Origin of the sequence: Isoptericola sp. S6320L, from assembly GCF_023015685.1 — a bacterium.
GTDB classification, from domain to species: Bacteria; Actinomycetota; Actinomycetes; order Actinomycetales; family Cellulomonadaceae; genus Isoptericola; species Isoptericola halotolerans_A.
The window spans coordinates 85,503-102,209 of sequence record NZ_JALKAT010000006.1 but is presented as its reverse complement, the minus strand read 5'-3'; the positions used below and the strand labels follow the sequence as shown (position 1 = coordinate 102,209).

The 16,707-nt window shown below is 75.0% G+C and carries 12 protein-coding genes; 6 read left to right on the top strand and 6 right to left on the bottom strand.

Annotated elements, in window-relative coordinates; all coding sequences use genetic code 11:
- Positions 1-12 precede the first annotated feature (12 nt).
- From MWU57_RS05610 to MWU57_RS05595, 4 genes are all read left to right on the top strand, one after another.
- The gene (locus MWU57_RS05610; RefSeq protein ID WP_246907965.1) at positions 13-447 is read left to right on the top strand and encodes a nucleoside deaminase; all 435 of its coding nucleotides are present in this window, start codon (positions 13-15) and stop codon (positions 445-447) included.
- A 70-nt stretch (positions 448-517) separates the two neighbouring features.
- A complete protein-coding gene (locus tag MWU57_RS05605; protein ID WP_246907878.1) occupies positions 518-1,909 on the top strand; it encodes a histidine kinase in 1,392 nt (463 codons plus the stop codon).
- Entirely contained in the window at positions 1,897-2,556 is a 660-nt protein-coding gene (locus tag MWU57_RS05600; RefSeq protein WP_246907876.1) for a response regulator transcription factor, read from the top strand. The genes MWU57_RS05605 and MWU57_RS05600 overlap by 13 nt, the downstream gene beginning before the upstream one ends.
- Positions 2,553-3,482: a hypothetical protein gene (locus MWU57_RS05595; protein ID WP_246907874.1), complete on the top strand. Its 930-nt coding sequence runs from the start codon at positions 2,553-2,555 to the stop codon at positions 3,480-3,482. Before MWU57_RS05600 ends, MWU57_RS05595 begins: the two co-directional genes overlap by 4 nt.
- A 16-nt stretch (positions 3,483-3,498) precedes the next feature.
- Here the strand turns inward: MWU57_RS05595 and MWU57_RS05590 are convergent, their stop codons facing one another.
- Genes MWU57_RS05590 through MWU57_RS05580 form a run of 3 tightly spaced genes read right to left on the bottom strand, consistent with a single transcriptional unit; the run spans position 3,499 to position 8,052 of the window.
- On the bottom strand, positions 3,499-4,956 hold the full coding sequence (locus MWU57_RS05590) for an NAD(P)/FAD-dependent oxidoreductase (protein ID WP_246907872.1): 1,458 nt from the start codon (positions 4,954-4,956) through the stop codon (positions 3,499-3,501).
- Between the two features lie 9 nt (positions 4,957-4,965).
- Positions 4,966-7,140 carry an acyltransferase family protein gene (locus tag MWU57_RS18360; protein WP_246907871.1) on the bottom strand — a complete coding sequence of 725 codons (2,175 nt, stop codon included), beginning with the start codon at positions 7,138-7,140 and terminating at the stop codon, positions 4,966-4,968.
- A gap of 3 nt (positions 7,141-7,143) precedes the next feature.
- A complete protein-coding gene (locus MWU57_RS05580) occupies positions 7,144-8,052 on the bottom strand; it encodes a Sir2 family NAD-dependent protein deacetylase (RefSeq protein ID WP_374108526.1) in 909 nt (302 codons plus the stop codon).
- 107 nt (positions 8,053-8,159) lie between these two features.
- Here MWU57_RS05580 and MWU57_RS05575 point away from each other — a divergent pair, with 107 nt between their 5' ends.
- Positions 8,160-9,638 carry a hypothetical protein gene (locus MWU57_RS05575; RefSeq protein WP_246907869.1) on the top strand — a complete coding sequence of 493 codons (1,479 nt, stop codon included), beginning with the start codon at positions 8,160-8,162 and terminating at the stop codon, positions 9,636-9,638.
- A 116-nt stretch (positions 9,639-9,754) separates the two neighbouring features.
- Entirely contained in the window at positions 9,755-13,522 is a 3,768-nt protein-coding gene (locus MWU57_RS05570) for a right-handed parallel beta-helix repeat-containing protein (protein ID WP_246907868.1), read from the top strand.
- Between the two features lie 51 nt (positions 13,523-13,573).
- Here MWU57_RS05570 and MWU57_RS05565 read toward each other — a convergent pair whose 3' ends face one another.
- The 3 genes from MWU57_RS05565 to MWU57_RS05555 are packed head-to-tail and all read right to left on the bottom strand — an operon-like array spanning position 13,574 to position 16,703.
- Positions 13,574-15,235: a carbohydrate-binding domain-containing protein gene (locus MWU57_RS05565; protein ID WP_246907866.1), complete on the bottom strand. Its 1,662-nt coding sequence runs from the start codon at positions 15,233-15,235 to the stop codon at positions 13,574-13,576.
- 20 nt (positions 15,236-15,255) lie between these two features.
- The gene (locus MWU57_RS05560) at positions 15,256-16,065 is read right to left on the bottom strand and encodes a polyphosphate polymerase domain-containing protein (RefSeq protein ID WP_246907864.1); all 810 of its coding nucleotides are present in this window, start codon (positions 16,063-16,065) and stop codon (positions 15,256-15,258) included.
- The gene (locus MWU57_RS05555) at positions 16,062-16,703 is read right to left on the bottom strand and encodes a DUF4956 domain-containing protein (RefSeq protein ID WP_246907862.1); all 642 of its coding nucleotides are present in this window, start codon (positions 16,701-16,703) and stop codon (positions 16,062-16,064) included. The genes MWU57_RS05560 and MWU57_RS05555 overlap by 4 nt, the downstream gene beginning before the upstream one ends.
- Positions 16,704-16,707 lie beyond the last annotated feature (4 nt).

The window sequence follows — 16,707 nt, the reverse complement described above, 5'->3', positions numbered from 1 at the left end:
TGGGACGAGCTCATGGGGGCGGCGCTGGCCGAGGCGACGCACGCGACGGCCACGGGCGACGTGCCGGTGGGCGCCGTCGTCGTCGGCCCGGACGGACGGGTGCTCGGCACCGGGCGCAACCGTCGCGAGGAGACGGGCGACCCCACGGCCCACGCGGAGGTGCTGGCGCTGCGGGCAGCGGCGTCGGCCCGTGGCGGATGGCGGCTGGAGGGCTGCACGCTGGTGGTCACGCTGGAGCCGTGCGTGATGTGCGCGGGTGCGCTGGTCGCGGCGCGGGTCGACCGGCTGGTGCTCGGCGCGTGGGACCCGAAGGCCGGCGCCACGGGGTCCGTCTGGGACATGGTGCGCGACCAGCGCGCGCTGCACGCGGTCGAGGTCGTGGCGGACGTGCGCGCCGCGGAGTGCGCCGCCGTGCTGCGCGCGTTCTTCGACTCCCGCCGAGGGTAGGGACAACCCGAGCCCGACCCGTGGGTGCACCGCATTCCGCTCGGGTCCCCACCTCCGTAGGGTCGATGGCATGACCACCACGGAGCCGGTAGCCCACCGGGTCGCGCCGGCGCTGACGACCCACCCCGGGTTCTTCCGCGCCCCGTTCGCCGCCGCGACGTACCGCGGTGTCGCGCAGCTCGCCGTCGGCTGGACCTGGGCCCTGACGGCCGGCCTCCTCGTGGTCATCGTGGTCGTCACCGCGGCGGCCATGGTCCCGGTGCTCGGCCTCGGGCTCGTCCTGCTGCCGGCCACGCTCGCCCTCGCCCGGGCGTACGGCGACGTCGAGCGGGCCCGCCTCGCCGCGCAGACCGGCGTCGTCGTCCCCGCCCCCGCCCGACGACGTCCCGCCCAGCGGCGCTGGACCGCCCGGCTGTGGGCGGCCTCGACCGATCCTGTCGGCTGGCGGGCCACGGCCTACGCCGCCGTGGTGCTGGTGCTGACCAGCGTCTACCTCGCGTTCGTCGTGGCGCTCGCCGCCGGCGCCGTCGGGGGCGTGGTGCTGGCCGTCCGGTTCCTCCTGGACGGCGGCACCGGCGACGCCTCCACGGCCGGAGCCCTGCTGCTCCTGCTCGGCGCGCTCGCCGTCGTGGCGGCCCCCTGGTTCGCCGCGTTCTGCGCCCAGGCCGGCACGCTGACCACGCTGCGCCTCGCGCAGGCGCTGCTCGGCCCGTCCGCCGCCGCGGAGGCGCGGGCCGCCCAGGCCGTCGCCGAGTCCGAGGCGCGCGTGGCCGAGTCGGCCGCCGCCGCGGCCGCCCGCCGCGCGGACGTCCTCACCGAGACCCGCGCCGCCGCCCTGGAAGCCGCGGACACCGAGCGGCGCCGCATCGAGCGGGACCTGCACGACGGCGCCCAGCAGCGCCTCGTGGCCCTGGGCGTCACGCTGGGCACCGCGCGGCGGGCGGCGGAACGGGACCCGGCCGCCGCCGTCGCCGCGCTGGAGCACGCGCACGGCGAGGTGAAGGAGACGCTCGCCGAGCTGCGCGACCTGGTCCGCGGCATCCACCCGGCCGTGCTCTCCGACCGCGGCCTGGACGCCGCGCTCTCGGCGCTCGCGGCCCGCAGCCCGGTTCCGGTCCGGGTCGAGACGTCCGGCCTCGAGGCGGCGGGGACGACGGCGCAGGCCGCCGCCTACTTCGTCGTCGCGGAGGCGTTGACGAACGTCGCCAAGCACGCCGGCGCGTCACGTGCCCACGTGCGGGCGGACGTCGTCGTCCCGGAGGCCTCCGACGACCCCGCGGCCGCGGGGCCGACCCTGCGCGTCGAGGTGACCGACGACGGCCGCGGCGGCGCCGGGACCGCGCCCGGGGGCGGGCTCGCGGGCCTGCGGGGGCGCGTCGCCGCCCTCGACGGCACCTTCGACCTGACCAGCCCGGCCGACGCCGGCACCCGACTGACCGTGGAGCTCCCGTGCGCATCGTGATCGCCGAGGACTCCGTCCTCCTGCTCGACGGCCTCACCCGGCTGCTGCAGGCCGAGGGGCACACCGTGGCGGGCCACCGCACCGCGGAGGAGATGGTCGCCGCCCTGACGGCCCCGGGCGCCGCCCTGCCCGACCTGCTCGTCACCGACGTGCGCATGCCGCCGTCCCACACGGACGAGGGCCTGCGGGCGGCCGTGCACCTGCGCAGCCTGCACCCGGACCTGCCGGTCCTGGTGCTCTCGCAGTACGTGGAGCAGCGCTACGCCGCCGAGCTGTTCGCGCGCGGCACCCGCGGCCTGGGCTACGTGCTCAAGGACCGGGTGGCCGACGTCGACGAGTTCCTGGACGCCGTCGAGCGCGTGGAGGGCGGCGGCACCGTCCTCGACCCCGACGTCGTCTCCCAGGTGCTCGCCCGCTCGCGCCACGACCTGGCCGACCTCACGCCCCGCGAGCGCGAGGTGCTCGCCCTCATGGCCGAGGGCCGGTCCAACGCGGCGATCGCCGACCGGCTCGTGGTCGGACCGGCCGCCGTCGAGAAGCACGTGACCAACATCCTCAGCAAGCTCGGCCTGCCGCCCGACGCCGACGCGCACCGGCGCGTCCTCGCGGTCCTGCGCTGGCTCGACCTGAACGGAGACCTGCGATGACCACCTCGACCCCCGACCTCGCACCGGCCGAGCCCGCACCGGGGGGCTCACCGCCCGCCCCGCGGGGCGGCCCGCGGGGGCGCGTGCTGCTCACCGTCGGGCTGGCGCTGGGCGGCCTGCTGGTCGCCTGGGCCGCGCTGCACCTCGTCGACTGGGGGCTGTCCTCGACGACCACCACCCGCGAGGACTACGACGCCACGGCCGCCCTGGACCTGGTGGCCGGCGGCGACGTCGAGGTCCGCGCCGACGACGCGATCACCGGGATCGAGGTGGAGGTCGTCGCCCGCGGCGGCCTCGTCTCCCCGCGGTACGCGGTCGAGCAGGTGGGCGACCGTCTGGTGCTGACCAACGAGTGCCCGGCGTGGGCCTGGTTCTCCTGGGTGTGCTCCGGCGAGCTGCACGCCGTGGTGCCGCCCGCGACGGCGGTGCAGGCCCGCACCGGCAACGGGGACGTCTGGGCGTCCGGGCTCGACGCCGACACCGAGCTGCGCTCGGCCAACGGCGAGGTGGTCGCCGGTGCCATCGGGGGAGACCTCGAGGCCCGCTCGGCGAACGGGGACCTGTCGCTCCACGAGATCGGCGGCGACGTCGACGCCCGATCCGCGAACGGCGAGGTCGAGGTCGAGCGGGTCGAGGGCCGCGTCTCGGCGGTCTCGAGCAACGGGGACGTCGAGGTCTTCGACGTCGGGGAGGGGGTCCTGGCCCGGACGAGCAACGGGTCCGTGGACGTGTCCGCGGTCGGCGGGGACGTCGTGGCCCGCTCGAGCAACGGCTCGGTCACCGTGATCGGTGACGGGGAGCCCGTGGCGCTGACGATCGGCACGTCGAACGGCAGCGAGACCGTCGAGGGGGACACGGACCCGTCCGCCACCCGCACGGTCGAGGTCCGCAGCTCGAACGGTGACGTGGCCTACCTCGGTCCGTGAGCCCGCACCGCCCGGCTCAGAGTGCCGCCGGGTGGAGGTCGTAGACCTCCCGTAGCGCGTGCCGGGCGGCGTGCCAGCCGCCCATCCCGTGCACGCCGGGCCCCGGGGGCACCGACGCCGAGCACAGGTAGACGCCGACGCCCTGCCGGTAGGGGTTGGGGTGGGCGGTCGGCCGGGCGATCATCCGCCACAGGGTGACGCGCCCGCCGGCGATGTCGCCGTCGGCCAGGTTGGCGTTGTGCTCGGCCAGCCGGGCGGCCGGGGTGCACCGGGAGGCGACGACGACGTCCCGCACGCCGGGCGCGAAGCGTTCGAGCTGGTCGAGCACGTCGTCCGTCACGTCGCGGGTCGAGCCGGCGGGCACGTGCGCGTACGTCCACAGCGGGCGCAGGCCCCCGGCCGCCCGGGAGGGGTCGACGACGGTCGGGTCGCTGACGAGGCACATCGGCCGCTCGGCGTGGTCGCCGGCCGCGACGGCTGCCTCGGCCCGGGCCATCTCGGCGCGGGTGCCGCCCACGTGCACGGTGCCCGCCCGGCCGACCTCCGGCTCGGTCCACGGCACCGGGCCGGACAGGACCAGGTCGACCTTCGCGGCGGCGTCGCCGCGTCCCAGCCGTGCCAGCCCCTGCCGCCGGGACGGTGGCAGGTCCTCGCCGAGCACGTCGAGCAGGGTGCCGGGCGAGGTGTCGAACAGGTAGGTCGCGGCGTGCGGCAGGTCGGCGCGCGACCGCACCGGGTGGTCGGTGACCACGGTGCCGCCACGGAGCTCGAGCTCCGCCTGCAGGGCTGCGGTGATCGTGCCCGACCCACCACGCGGGACGGCCCAGCCGTGGCCCACGTGGGCGAGCGTGCCGAGCAGCAGCGCCGTCCCGGCGGCGCCCATCGACGGCAGCGGTGCGATGGCGTGCGCCGCGACCCCGGTCAGGAGTGCGGCCGCCTCCTCGGTGCGGAACCGCCGACCCCACATCCCGGTGCCCTGCTCGGCCACCGCCAGGCCGAAGCGCGCGGCCGCCACCGCGCCGCCGCCGGCCGAGAGGCCGTGGGGCCAGGAGCGCTTGTCGCTCATCCCGAGCGCGACCACGGCCTGCCAGTGCTCCGTGAGCGGGCCGAGCAGCGAGCGCCACGCGGCGCCGTCGGCCCCGAGGTGCTCGACGGTGCGCCCGAGGTCGCGGTACGCGAGGCCGGCCCGCCCCCCGGACAGCGGCTGGGCGTAGGAGATCTCGGGGGTCAGCAGCTCGACGCCGTGGGCCGGCAGGTCGAACGCGCGCAGGACGGGCGAGGCCCACGCCATGGGGTGGACGGCGGAGCAGACGTCGTGCACGATCCCGTCGGCCAGGCCGAGGTCGAGCGTGCGGGACCCGCCGCCGACGGTGGGCTGCGCCTCCAGGACCGTGACGTCCAGGCCTGCGCGAGCGAGCGTGACGGCGGCCGTGAGCCCGTTCGGGCCCGACCCCACCACCACGGCGTCCAGCATCTCTGCAGCCTACGGCGGGCCCTCGAGCGCCGCGCGGACAGCGCCCGTCACCTCGGGCGCCAGCGTCCGGGCGAAGGTCGCGGTGAGGTGACCGTGGTCGAAGTACGCGGTGATGCCGCCGACCACCGGGTGGCAGATCTCGTCGCACATCAGGTGGTCCACGCTGGTCACGGAGACCAGGCCGGTGGTGTCGGCGCGTGCTGCTGCCGCGAGCGGGTCGGGCTCGAGCGCCTGCGCGGGCGGGGCGCCGCACGCGTCCGGGTCGCCGGCGTGCTGGGCGAGGCAGTCGGGGACGTTCTCGGGCATCGCGGGGGTGTCGCGCAGCACCAGCACGGGGATGCCGGCGTCCGTGAACGTCGCCAGCGTCTCGCGGTAGGCGTCCTCCGCCGCGGCGTCCTGCTGCTCCCGGGGGACGCCCGCCAGGTGCTGGTCGGTGCGGTCGGACATGATCGCCAGGTCGTAGCCGCCCGCCACGATGCTGCCGACGGCCCACCGGTTCGTGGCCCGGCACGCCTCCGAGACGCCCTCGCCCGGGAACTCGATCGGCGCGTCCACGGTGTAGCAGACGGACTGCAGGTACGTGTCGAGCTGCCAGCCGTCGGTGGCGATCGCGTCCTCCAGCGCCGGCACCCAGTGCCCGGCGTGCGAGTTGCCCACCAGGGCGAGGCGCGCCGTCGGGCCCTCGGTGCCCTCGGTGTCGCCTGTCGTCCCGGGGCCGTAGGTGCAGGTGTTCCGCGTGGTGAACGGGGCGTTGTTCCAGCAGCCGTCGGCGTACACGACGGGCTTGTCCTGCGCGGCCGCCGTCGGCCCGAGCAGCAGGCCGGGGTCCGCGCAGTCGTCGTCGCGCACCACCTCCGCACCGACGCACGGCGCTGCCTGCGCGACGGCGGTCCGCGCCTCGGCCAGGGCGTCCCGCTCCGCGGCGCTCGCGGTCACCCAGACGCCGACGGCGGCGCCTCCGACGACCACGACGCACCCCCCGAGCAGGGCGAAGGTCGCGCCGAGGCGGCGGGTGAGCGCCGGGTGGAACCGCAGACGGTCCTCGACGTGCCGCTGGGAGAACCAGGCCAGCAGCAGGGTCGCGACGAGGATCGCGAGGAGGTCGACGGTGCCGAGGTCGCGCCCGAGGGCGAACGGGACGACGACGATCAGCGGCCAGTGCCACAGGTACACCGAGTAGGACGTGTCGCCCAGCCACTGCACGGGCCGCCACCGCAGGGCACCGCCGGGCCCGCCGCGCAGGCGGTCGGCGTCCGCGAGGATGACCAGCAGCGCACCGACGGTGGGCAGCAGCGCGGTGTACCCGGGGAACGGGGTGGCGGCGTCGAAGGTCAGCACGGCGACGGCGATCATGGCCAGGCCGGCCCACGCGGCGGTCACGCGCAGCACGCCGGCCGAGCGCGGCGTGCCGGGCTCGGCGCCCACCTGTCCCGCCTGGCCCACCTGTCCCGCCTGGCCCACGTGTCCCGCCGGGACCGGCGCCCGGACGGCCCGCCGCGCCAGCACGGCCGCCAGCAGCCCGCCGAGGGCCAGCTCCCAGAACCGCGTGGTGGACACGAAGTACGCGGCGGCGGGCTCCGCCCACGTCATCCACACCGACCAGCCGAGCGAGGCGACCAGGACCGCACCGGTCAGCGCGACCGCCAGTGCCGCCGTCGTGCGCTCCGGGTCGCGGCGCCGGCGCCGCGCGCGCAGGCCGGCCCACGCGACCGCGGCGAGCAGCAGCGGCCACACGAGGTAGAACTGCTCCTCGATGGACAGCGACCAGTAGTGCTGCACGGGCGAGTGGAGCTGGTCGGCGGCCAGGTAGTCCGTCTCGGCGCTCGCCAGGGCCCAGTTCTCGACGTAGAGCGCGGAGGCGAGGACCTCTCGCCCGACCTGCACCAGCGTGGTGGTGGGCAGCCAGACCGCCGACGCGACCAGGGTGACCAGCAGCACCAGGCTGGCGGCCGGGATGAGCCGGCGCACCCGTCGGGCCCAGAAGCCGAGCAGGTCACGACCGCTGCGGATCGGGCGGCGCAGCAGGTGGCTCGTGATGAGGAACCCGGAGACCACGAAGAACACGTCCACGCCGACGTAGCCACCGGTGACGGACGCGGGCCACAGGTGGAAGCCGAGGACGGCGGCGACGGCGAGGGCGCGCAGGCCCTGGATGTCGGTCCGCGGGGAGGACGGTGCTGGCACGCGTCAGAGCATCTCACCCAGGGCGACGAGGGTTTCGCTCACGCCGGCGTCCACCTTGACCGTGGCGAGGGGGTCGCCGCGGGTCTCGCCCCGGTTGACGATGACGACCGGCTGCCCCGCCTTGGCGGCCCGGCGCACGAACCGCAGCCCGCTCATGACGGTCAGGCTCGTGCCCGCGACGAGCAGGGCGTCGGCGGACTCGACCAGCGCGTAGGCCTCGTCCACCCGGGCGCGGGGCACGTTCTCGCCGAAGTAGACGATCTCCGGCTTGAGCACCCCGCCGCAGAACTCGCAGTCCGCCGGGCGGAAGTGCGAGGTCTTGGCGATGACCGCGTCCGCGTCCGGGGCGACCTCGATGTCCGCGACCGTGGTGCCGCCGTCGAGCACGGACTCGACGAAGCCCGGGTTGAGGGCGTCGAGGCGCTCAGCCAGGTGGGCGCGGGAGATGGTGCGCCCGCACTGCAGGCAGATCACGCGGTCGTAGCGCCCGTGCAGGTCGATGACGGTGCGCGAGCCCGCGTCCTCGTGGAGCAGGTCGACGTTCTGGGTGATGACGCCGCGCACGATGCCGCGCTCCTCCAGCTCGGCCAGCACGCGGTGGCCGGCGTTGGGGTGCGTGCGGCGCACGTGCTGCCAGCCCACGTGGTTGCGGGCCCAGTAGTGCCGGCGGAACGCGTCGTCGCCCACGAACTGCTGGAACGTCATCGGGTTGCGCGGCGGGGAGTCGGGGCTGCGGTAGTCGGGGATGCCGGAGTCGGTGGAGATCCCGGCGCCGGTCAGGGCGGTGAGGGTGCGGCCCTCGAGAAGGCGGGCGGCGTCGTCCACCGTGCCGTGGTGGATCACCGCGTCCGGCGGCAGCTCCCAGCGGCGTTCCTGGTACGTGGGGGCGAGCGGACGGGCGGCGGGTTGCACTGTTCGAGCGTACGACGGACGCGGGGCGGACGGCGGGCGGACGGCTGCCCCGGAAAGTTCACCTGCGGTTGGTGTACATGCGGGGCGCGGGCTGGGATCGTCTGGACGTGCATCGAGCGTCCCGTGTGGTCACCGTCGTCCTCGCCGCCCTCTCGCTCCTCCTCGTCGGGCTGGTGCCGGCCGAGGCGGCCGCGCCCCGGGGGACCGGCACGTTCACGGACAGGGAGGTCGACCTCCAGGTCACCGTGTCGATGGCGGACGTCGTCGTGGGGCCGTCGCCGAGGGTGGCCCGGATGTGGTTCACGTTCGACCACCCACGCGAGCGCCTGTCGCTCGACGGCGACGGCACGAGCGTGGTGTCCGCCCAGGGACCTGGCTCCAGCTCGCTCGGGGCCGTCTACCTCGTCAAGACGTCGGAGCGGCGCGCCTACGCCGACTTCGTGATGTCCGCCGAGGACCGGCCCGGGACCTACGTCGCCATCGTGGAGCTGCGGACGACGGTGGACGGCCAGACCTACCAGATCGTTCGCGAGAACGCCGTGTCGTTCCAGGTGCGACGAGCCACCCAGGCGTCGGCGACGGCGAAGCGGTCGGGCGGGAAGGCCGTCGTCACCGGGCAGGTGACGCGCTGGCAGGACGTGGAGTACCGGACGGCGATCGCTCGACGACCCGTCGCGGAGGCCACGGTGCGGCTGTTGTTCGACCCGCAGGGCAAGGCCGGGGCTCGGTACGTGGCGACCGTCCGCACCGACGGCGACGGCCGGTTCCGCAAGGTCCTCCGGGACCGCGGCAAGGGGCGGTGGATCGCCTCCTACCGGGGGAGCGCGAAGCAGGCGCCGTCGTGGGCACGGCCGACGGGGGCGAAGGAACCGGCCGTCGACCACCGGTTCACGCGCAGCCGGACGACGGACGGCACCAAGGTGACGATGAAGGTCCGCACGCGGGACGTGGTCGTCAAGGGGTCGTCGACGAAGACCCGTGTCGACGTCGAGTGGTCCGCCTCCGGACCCGGTCGGCTGGATCACCGGACGACGGACGTCTGTGTGGAGAGCCGGCTCGGCAGCTACGAGGGGAGCTGCTCGGAGGTGCGCAAGGACGGTGCGAACAAGGTGTACGCACACCTGTACCTCGGGCCGGACGAACCTGCCGGGATCTACGACGTCGAGGTGTGGGCGGACCCGGAGGTCCGGACGTCGTCGGGGACGTCGCTCACCTACTTCCCGACCTGGTGGACCGGGAGCTTCCGGGTCAGCAAGGCGACGCGGACGAACGTGCGGGTGAGCGACGCGTCGGTCCGCAAGGGTGAGCGGGTCGCCGTGTCCGGCACGCTGCGCAAGCCGTCGCAGCTGGACCGGTGGAACCTGGGCGGCTGGCGCGGTGCCGCGGGGGAGAAGGTGAAGTTCTACTTCGACCCGAAGGGCTCGCGCGGCCCGGTGTTCAAGGGGACCGACACCGTGGGTGCGGACGGGCGGTTCCGGCGGTCCTTCGTGGTGAGGGCGTCGGGTACCTGGATCGTGAAGTACCCCGGGTCGCCGGTGGCGCACCTGCGGCCGTCGAAGGCCAAGGTGGCGGTCACGGCTCGCTGAAGCGCGCCTCGCGGCCGGTGGCCCCTTGACCGCGAGCCGGGAATGCGATTACCGTATGGGAAACCGGTTTCTCGCACGCTCGACGCCGAGCGATGCGCATCTCGACGAGGAGAGCCATGACACCGACAGCCACCAGGTTCCGTGCGTCGTGGGCGGTGGTCGCCGCAGCGGCCCTCACCGTCAGCTCCGCGGTCGCGGCGGTCGCCGCCGGCCCGGAGACGGCCTTCCGCGCGGACGACCTCGCCGCCGGCGAGTACACGAGCGACGTCGTCGCCGGCGACTTCACCGTCAAGGCCGCCGAGGGCAAGGACGTCGACGTCGACGGCAGCAGCCGCACCTCCGACCGCGGCGACGAGTTCACCCAGCGGCTCAAGCTCAACGGCTCCGGCACGGCCGAGCACCGGTCGCTGCAGTTCACCGCCGACGCCCCCACCGAGGTGGTCGTCCACGCGCGCTCCGGCAGCGGCAGCAGCGACCGTGCGCTCGCGCTCTTCGACGAGTCCTGGACCGTCGTCGACTCCGTGCCCGCCCTCGCCGACGACTCCGGCGTCCCCGTCGCGACCGAGGTCCTCGAGGTCCCCGCGGCCGGGACCTACTGGCTGTCCTCGCCCTCCTCGGGCGTGAACGTCTACGCCGCCCAGCTCGGCGCCGACGACGACGTGGCGCGCGCCCCGTGGGCGGACGTCGCGGCACCCGTGGTCGACGGCGTCACCGTCGACCCGGAGGACCCGGCCCTGCTGGACGTCGCCTACAGCGGCCTGGTCGGCACCGACGGCGCCGACATCGCCCACGCCCTGCTGTTCGACGGCGCGGGGCAGCTCGTCGACCGCGACTTCACCGCCGCGCAGGGGCCGTCCGGCACGATCTCGCTGACCCCGCCGGCCTCCGGCACGTACGAGGTCGAGGTGCGGCTGACCCGCTCCGGCGAGGCCGAGGCGCTCGTCTCGGAGCGGGTGTCCACCGGCGCGTTCTCGCTGCCCCTGGTCGGACCCGAGGTCACCGGCGCGCTGACCACCGCCGTCTCCGGCGGGCAGGGGACCGTCTCCGTCGAGTGGGGCGCCACCCCGGAGGCCGAGACCTACGCCGTGCAGACCAGCACCGACGGCACCACCTTCACCACCGCGGTCGACGGCGTGACCGGCACGGGCGCGGAGGTCTCCGGCCTGACGGTGGGCCAGACGTACCAGGTGCGCGTCGTCGCGCAGCGCGGCACCGACGAGGCCGCCGGGGCACCCTTCGAGGTGACCGTGGCCGACGCGGTCGAGCGCTGGCAGATCGCGGACGTCGGCTCCAACGCGGGATCCGGCGGCTCCGTGACGGACAACGGCGACGGGACCATCACCTTCGACGCGCGGGACAGCTCCACCAAGCTGGCCACCTCCGAGGACGGGTTCCAGTACTACTTCACGAAGATCGACCCGGCGACGGAGAACTTCACGCTGACCGCCACGTTCCGCGTGGACGACTCGGCGGCCAAGGACAACCAGTCCGGGTTCGGCGTCGTGGCGATCGACGACCTGGTGGCCGAGTCCTCGCCCCACCGCTACTTCAACTCGGCGGGCGCGCTGCTCACCCGGTTCGGCGACGGCACCGAGGACGTGGTGAACGGCATGCCGGGCGCCCGGTTCGTGCACGGCTACACCGGCGCCACGGACGACAACACGGCCGGCTCCCGCGACCAGAGCGACTCGGTGGTGTTCGACCCGGACTACCGGCCGGAGATCACGGGCCCGAAGTTCGGCGACGGCGACGTCTACGAGCTGACGCTGCGCAGGTCGAACACCGGGTTCCACGCCGTCTGGAACGGCGCCGGGGAGAACGGCGAGGACATCGAGGTCATCCAGTACGACCCGGAGATGCTGCTCCAGCAGGACCCCGACGCCTTCTACGTGGGCATGGCTGCCGCCCGCAAGATCCAGGTGACGGTCACCGACTGGGAGTTCACGACGATCCACCCGGACGACGACGAGCCCGCGCAGGAGCGTCCGATCGAGTACGTGCCGGCCGACCTCCAGGTCGACGTCACGTCCACGACGCCGCTGCGGGAGATCGAGGTGCCGCTGGTGTCCACGATGCACGGCGAGGGGCAGATCCTCGACGCCGACGGCGACGTGGTCGTCGACGGCGTGGACCTGGCGCCGGGCGAGCGGGAGCTCGTCACCGTGGACCTCGAGCCGGGGGAGAACACCTTCACCGCGCGGCTGCTGCCCGACGCCGACCAGCCGCAGCTCGGGGAGTACGAGCGGATCGAGTCCACCGACCCGGTCGACGTCCCGCTGACGTTCACGGTGCGCTCCTACGGTGAGCCGGGCGAGTCGATCCGGGTGGCGCCCGACGGGTCGCCCGACGGCGCGGGCACGCAGGCCGACCCGCTCGACCTCCACACCGCCGTCGGCTTCGCCCAGCCGGGGCAGCAGGTCGTGCTGGCGGACGGCACCTACACGCCGCAGCGGGCGGTCGTGGCCGAGCGCGGCCGCAACGGCACCGAGGACGCGCCGATCACGATCATGTCGGAGCCGGGCACCCGCGCGGTGCTCGACCTGTCGGCGTCGCCGGACGGCGGCCTCATGATCCGCGGCGACTGGTGGCACGTGTACGGCCTCGAGATCACCGGGTCCGCGGACAAGCAGAAGCCGATGCTCGTCGAGGGGCACCACAACGTGGTCGAGCGCGTCGAGTCGCACCACAACCGGGACACCGGCATCCAGATCTCGGGCCGGTCCACGGAGCCGCCGTCGATGTGGCCCTCGCACAACCTCGTGGTGTCCTCGGTGTCGCACAACAACGCCGACGACGGCGGCAACGACGCGGACGGGTTCGCGGCCAAGCTCACCGTCGGCGAGGGCAACGTGTTCCGCGACAACATCGCCCACCACAACATCGACGACGGCTGGGACCTGTTCGCCAAGTCCACGACCGGTCCGATCGGCACCGTGGTGGTCGAGGACTCGGTCGCGTACGACAACGGCTGGCTCGAGGCCGACCCGGCACGGACCGGCGAGGGCAACGGGTTCAAGCTCGGCGGCGAGTCCATGCCGGGCGACCACCTGCTGCGCAACGCGGTCAGCTTCGGCAACCTCGCCACGGGCGTGACGTCCAACTCGGGCCCGGACATCCGGCTCGACGGCGTCACCTCCGTCGACAACGAGCGGGGCGTCCGGCTGGAGACCAACGCGAGCTCGACGGCGTACGAGGCCACCGGGGTGCTGTCGTGGCGGTCCGCGGCGGCGGACGTGCTGGCGCTCGCCCAGGACGACACGTCGCTGCTGACGGACCCGTCGAACTACTTCGACGGCACGACGGCGGACACCTCCGACGGGCGTCCGGCCGAGGTGGGCGAGGACTGGTTCGTCACGACCGACTCCACCGCGGTGCGGCCCGAGATCGCCGCCGACGGCTCGATCGAGATGCACGGGCTGTACGAGCTGACGGACGTGGCGCCGTCGGACACCGGGGCGCGCCTCGTGGCGAACCCCGACCCCACCGAGATCGAGCTGCTCCCGGAGGTCCAGGCGACGCTGGAGAACACGGTGGCGCCTTCGATCACCGGCGACGCGGTCAAGGGTGCGCGCCTGGTCGCCGACCCGGGCGAGTGGTCCGTCCCGGCGGGGTACTCCTACCGGTGGCTGCGGGACGGCGAGCCGATCGGACGGAAGGGCGCCGAGGCGACCTACCGCGTCAAGCGGGCGGACGTGGGCCACGAGCTGACCGTCGAGGTCACGGCCGTCGCCGCGGGCGCCGACCCGGTCGTGGCGGTCTCGGAACCGGTGACGATCGAGGACAAGGGCCACGGCGGAGGGAACGACGGCGGCCACGGCGGCTGGCTCGGCGACGTCGCCGACCGCCTGCTCGACTGGCTCCGGCGCCTGCTCGGGATCGGCTGAGCCACCCGGGGTGCGGAGCGGCCGACGTCGGCCGCTCCGCACCCATAGGCGTCAGGCGGCGGCGCCCGGCGGCGGCTCGGCCCCGTCGGGCAGCTCGCCGTCGGGCAGCTCGCCGTCGGCGGGCGGCCGGCCGCCACCCATGCCACCCCTGCCACCCATGGCGCTGGCCGGGGACTCCTCGGCGGTCGCGGTGCCCACCTCCTCGCCGTCCACGGCGACGGTGTAGCTCTCGCCCGCGGTGATGCCGTCCGCGGTGAGGGTCAGCGAGGGCAGCGCGGCGGTGGTGTCGACGGACGCCACCTGCGTGCCGTCGTCGGCCAGCACCGTGATCGTGGAACCGGCGTCGGCCGCGGCGTCGAGCGTCAGCCAGCCGCCGGTGCTGGTCACCGTGCCGTTGGCGTCCACCGCGCTCTCGCCGCCGCCGGCGGCCGACGTGGCGACGGCGATCGTGCCGCCGGAGACGTCGATGACCCCGTTGGAGTCGAGCCCGTCACCGCCGCCGGACGCGGTCAGCACGCCGCCGGTGACGGTCAGCGACGCCCCGGCCTGGACGGCCTCACCGCCCCCGCCGCCCGGACCGGCCTGCTCGGCCGACCCCTCCGTGGCCGACCCCTCCGTGGCCGACCCCTCCGCACCGGCGGCGTCGCCCCCGGTCGACTCCTCGGAGTCGGTCCCGGCCTCCTTGACGGTCGCGTTGACGGCGTCGTCGGTGGCGGTGACGTCCACCGTGCCGCCCGAGATCGCGATCACCGCTGCCTCGATGCCCTCCTCGGAGCCGGTGACGGTCAGGCTGCCGCCGGAGACCGCGACGTCGGTGAAGCCCTGGACCCCGTCCGATCCCGCGGCCACGGTCACGTCGCCGCCGAGCAGCGCGACGTACCCGGCGGTGGCGTCGGAGTCGTCGTCGGACCGGAGCCCGTCGCCACCCGCGGTCAGGTCGAGCGTGCCGCCGGTGACCACCAGGTAGTCCTTGCCGCGGACGGCGTCGTCGGCGGCGTCCACGGTGAGGTCGCCCGCGGTGATCACGAGCCCGTCCTTGCCGGTGATGCCGTCGTTCGCGTGGCCCACCACCTCCAGCGCGCCGGAGCCGGAGATCGCCAGGTCCGCGGTGGAGTAGAGCGTGGCGTTCGCCGCGTTCTCGCTGGTGGTGTCGGCGTACTCGGTGGCGTCCTCCAGCCGGTTCGTGGAGCCGTCCGCGAGGACCACGGAGACCTGGTCGGCGTCCTGCACGTCGATCGCGGCGCCGGTGGCCGAGGTGATGTCGGCGCCGTCGAGCACGAGCCGCACCACGCCGTCGGCCTCGGCGGAGACGACGACCTGCCCGGCGAGCGTCCCCGAGAGGCGGTAGGTGCCGGGCGCCGTGAGGGTGACGGTCTCGCCGTCCACCTCCACGCCGTCGGTCGCGGTGGGCGCGTCCAGGTCGACGGCGACCTCGTCACCGGTGTCCCACGCCGTGTCGGCGAGCGCGACGGTCTGCGAGGCGTCGAGGTTCTCGGCGAGCACCTCGGCCGCGGTGAGCCCGGAGCTGGAGGTGGTGACCACCTGGTCGGCGGCGGCGTTCGGGGACGCCGCGCCGTCGGAGTCGGTCGCCGCCTCGCCGGTCGGGGTGCTGCAGGCGCCGAGCGCGCCGAGGGCGAGCGCGCCGGAGGCGAGGAGGGCGAGGGAGCGGATACGGGCCGTGCGGGCCCAGCGGGGCAGGGAGCTGCGGTTCATGAGGGGTTCCTTCCGGGTGGTCAGGCGGCGAGGCGCTCGCGGCGGAGCCGGCGCCAGGGATGGTCGGGAAGCTCCGGGCGGAGAAGCGTCAGCCCGGTCGCGTACTTGGAGATGCGGTCGGGGCGGTGCCCGGCCCGCCACAGCAGACGGTCCGCCGACGACGGCGCGGTCCCCGCCTTGGTCTCGACCACGACGAGGTCGCCGACGTCGGCCACGGGGTGCGTGCCGCCGTCGGGCCGCGCAGCGAGGCTCCACGTGAGCGCGGTGTCGAGGGTGAGGCGCGCGTCCGGCAGCAGGAGGGTGGTGCGGCGGTAGCGCGAGACGAGCACGGGGACCAGGTCGGCCGACGACGGCGGTGCGGCGAGCCGGGCGGCGGCGAGCCGGTCGTCGACGAACGCGGCGTCGTCGTCGCGCAGCGTCAGCGTCACGGGGTCCGCGGGCCGGCGCTCCTTGACGGTGACGCCGCGGGCGGCACGGGTCTTGACCTCCAGGAAGGTGCCGCCGGTGTCGACGTACGTGCGGGTGCGGACCTTGAACCGCCGCCGGCGCCGCCGCGCGGCCTGGTGGAACGTCGTCAGGTCGGGGGTGTCCAGGTAGTTGGAGGCGTAGGCGAACGTGCGGCGGCCGTCGATCTCCAGCACGCGCGGGCGGTCGGCGCGCAGGCCGTCCAGGAGCGCGGTGGCCTCGGCGGGGCTGAGCACGTACTTGCGGTCCACGCGCGTCTGGAGGGCGGCGACGTCGTCGAGCTCGGCGAGGCAGACCCCGGGCCAGCTCGCCACGTGCTGCTCCACACGCAGCCCGTTCACCGGCCCGCTCACCGGCCCGCTCACCGGGCCACCGCCGGCTCGGGGACGGTGCCGGGCCGGGGGCCGACGGCGGTGCGGCCGGCCGGGGCGTCGCCGTCGGACCGGGTCCTGCGGGGGCGGCGGGGGAGCTCGTACCGGACGTCGACCAGGGTGGTGTCGTCGGCGAGGTCGAGGCGCTGGACGGTGGCGGTGTGGACCGTGCCGCCGAGGAGCTGCTCGAGGGTGGCGGTGAGCGCGTCGGGCTCGGTCACGGCCCGGTCCAGCACGACCGTCTGGCTGCGGTGACGGGACAGCAGCCGCGGGTGGTCCGCGACCGCCATGACGACCAGCACGAGGGCCGACCCGGCGATGCTCAGCCAGCCGACCGCCTCGCCGAGCCCGCCCAGGAGCCCGAGCGCCAGCGCCGCGAAGTAGTAGGCGACCTCACGCTGGGAGAGCTCGTCGGAGCGGAGCCTGATGATCGACAGCACGCCGAACAGGCCCAGGCCCAGGCCGGCGGCGACGGAGCTCGAGGCGAGGACCGCCGACACCGCGAGCACCCCCACGTTGACGCCGAGGTAGGCGACGACGAGGTCGCGGCGCCGGTGGCGGGGGAAGTAGATCGCGAACGTCAGGATCGTGACGGCGACGAGGTCGATGCCGTAGAGGAGGGCGGGTGTCATCAGG

What these genes read in the sequence shown, in the direction of transcription:
- MWU57_RS05590 (WP_246907872.1), bottom strand. Translation starts at nt 4,956, where the DNA reads ATGCTGGACGCCGTGGTGGTGGGGTCGGGCCCGAACGGGCTCACGGCC.
- MWU57_RS05605 (WP_246907878.1), top strand. Translation starts at nt 518, where the DNA reads ATGACCACCACGGAGCCGGTAGCCCACCGGGTCGCGCCGGCGCTGACG.
- MWU57_RS05610 (WP_246907965.1), top strand. Translation starts at nt 13, where the DNA reads ATGGGGGCGGCGCTGGCCGAGGCGACGCACGCGACGGCCACGGGCGAC.
- MWU57_RS05595 (WP_246907874.1), top strand. Translation starts at nt 2,553, where the DNA reads ATGACCACCTCGACCCCCGACCTCGCACCGGCCGAGCCCGCACCGGGG.
- MWU57_RS05570 (WP_246907868.1), top strand. Translation starts at nt 9,755, where the DNA reads ATGACACCGACAGCCACCAGGTTCCGTGCGTCGTGGGCGGTGGTCGCC.
- MWU57_RS05555 (WP_246907862.1), bottom strand. Translation starts at nt 16,703, where the DNA reads ATGACACCCGCCCTCCTCTACGGCATCGACCTCGTCGCCGTCACGATC.
- MWU57_RS05565 (WP_246907866.1), bottom strand. Translation starts at nt 15,235, where the DNA reads ATGAACCGCAGCTCCCTGCCCCGCTGGGCCCGCACGGCCCGTATCCGC.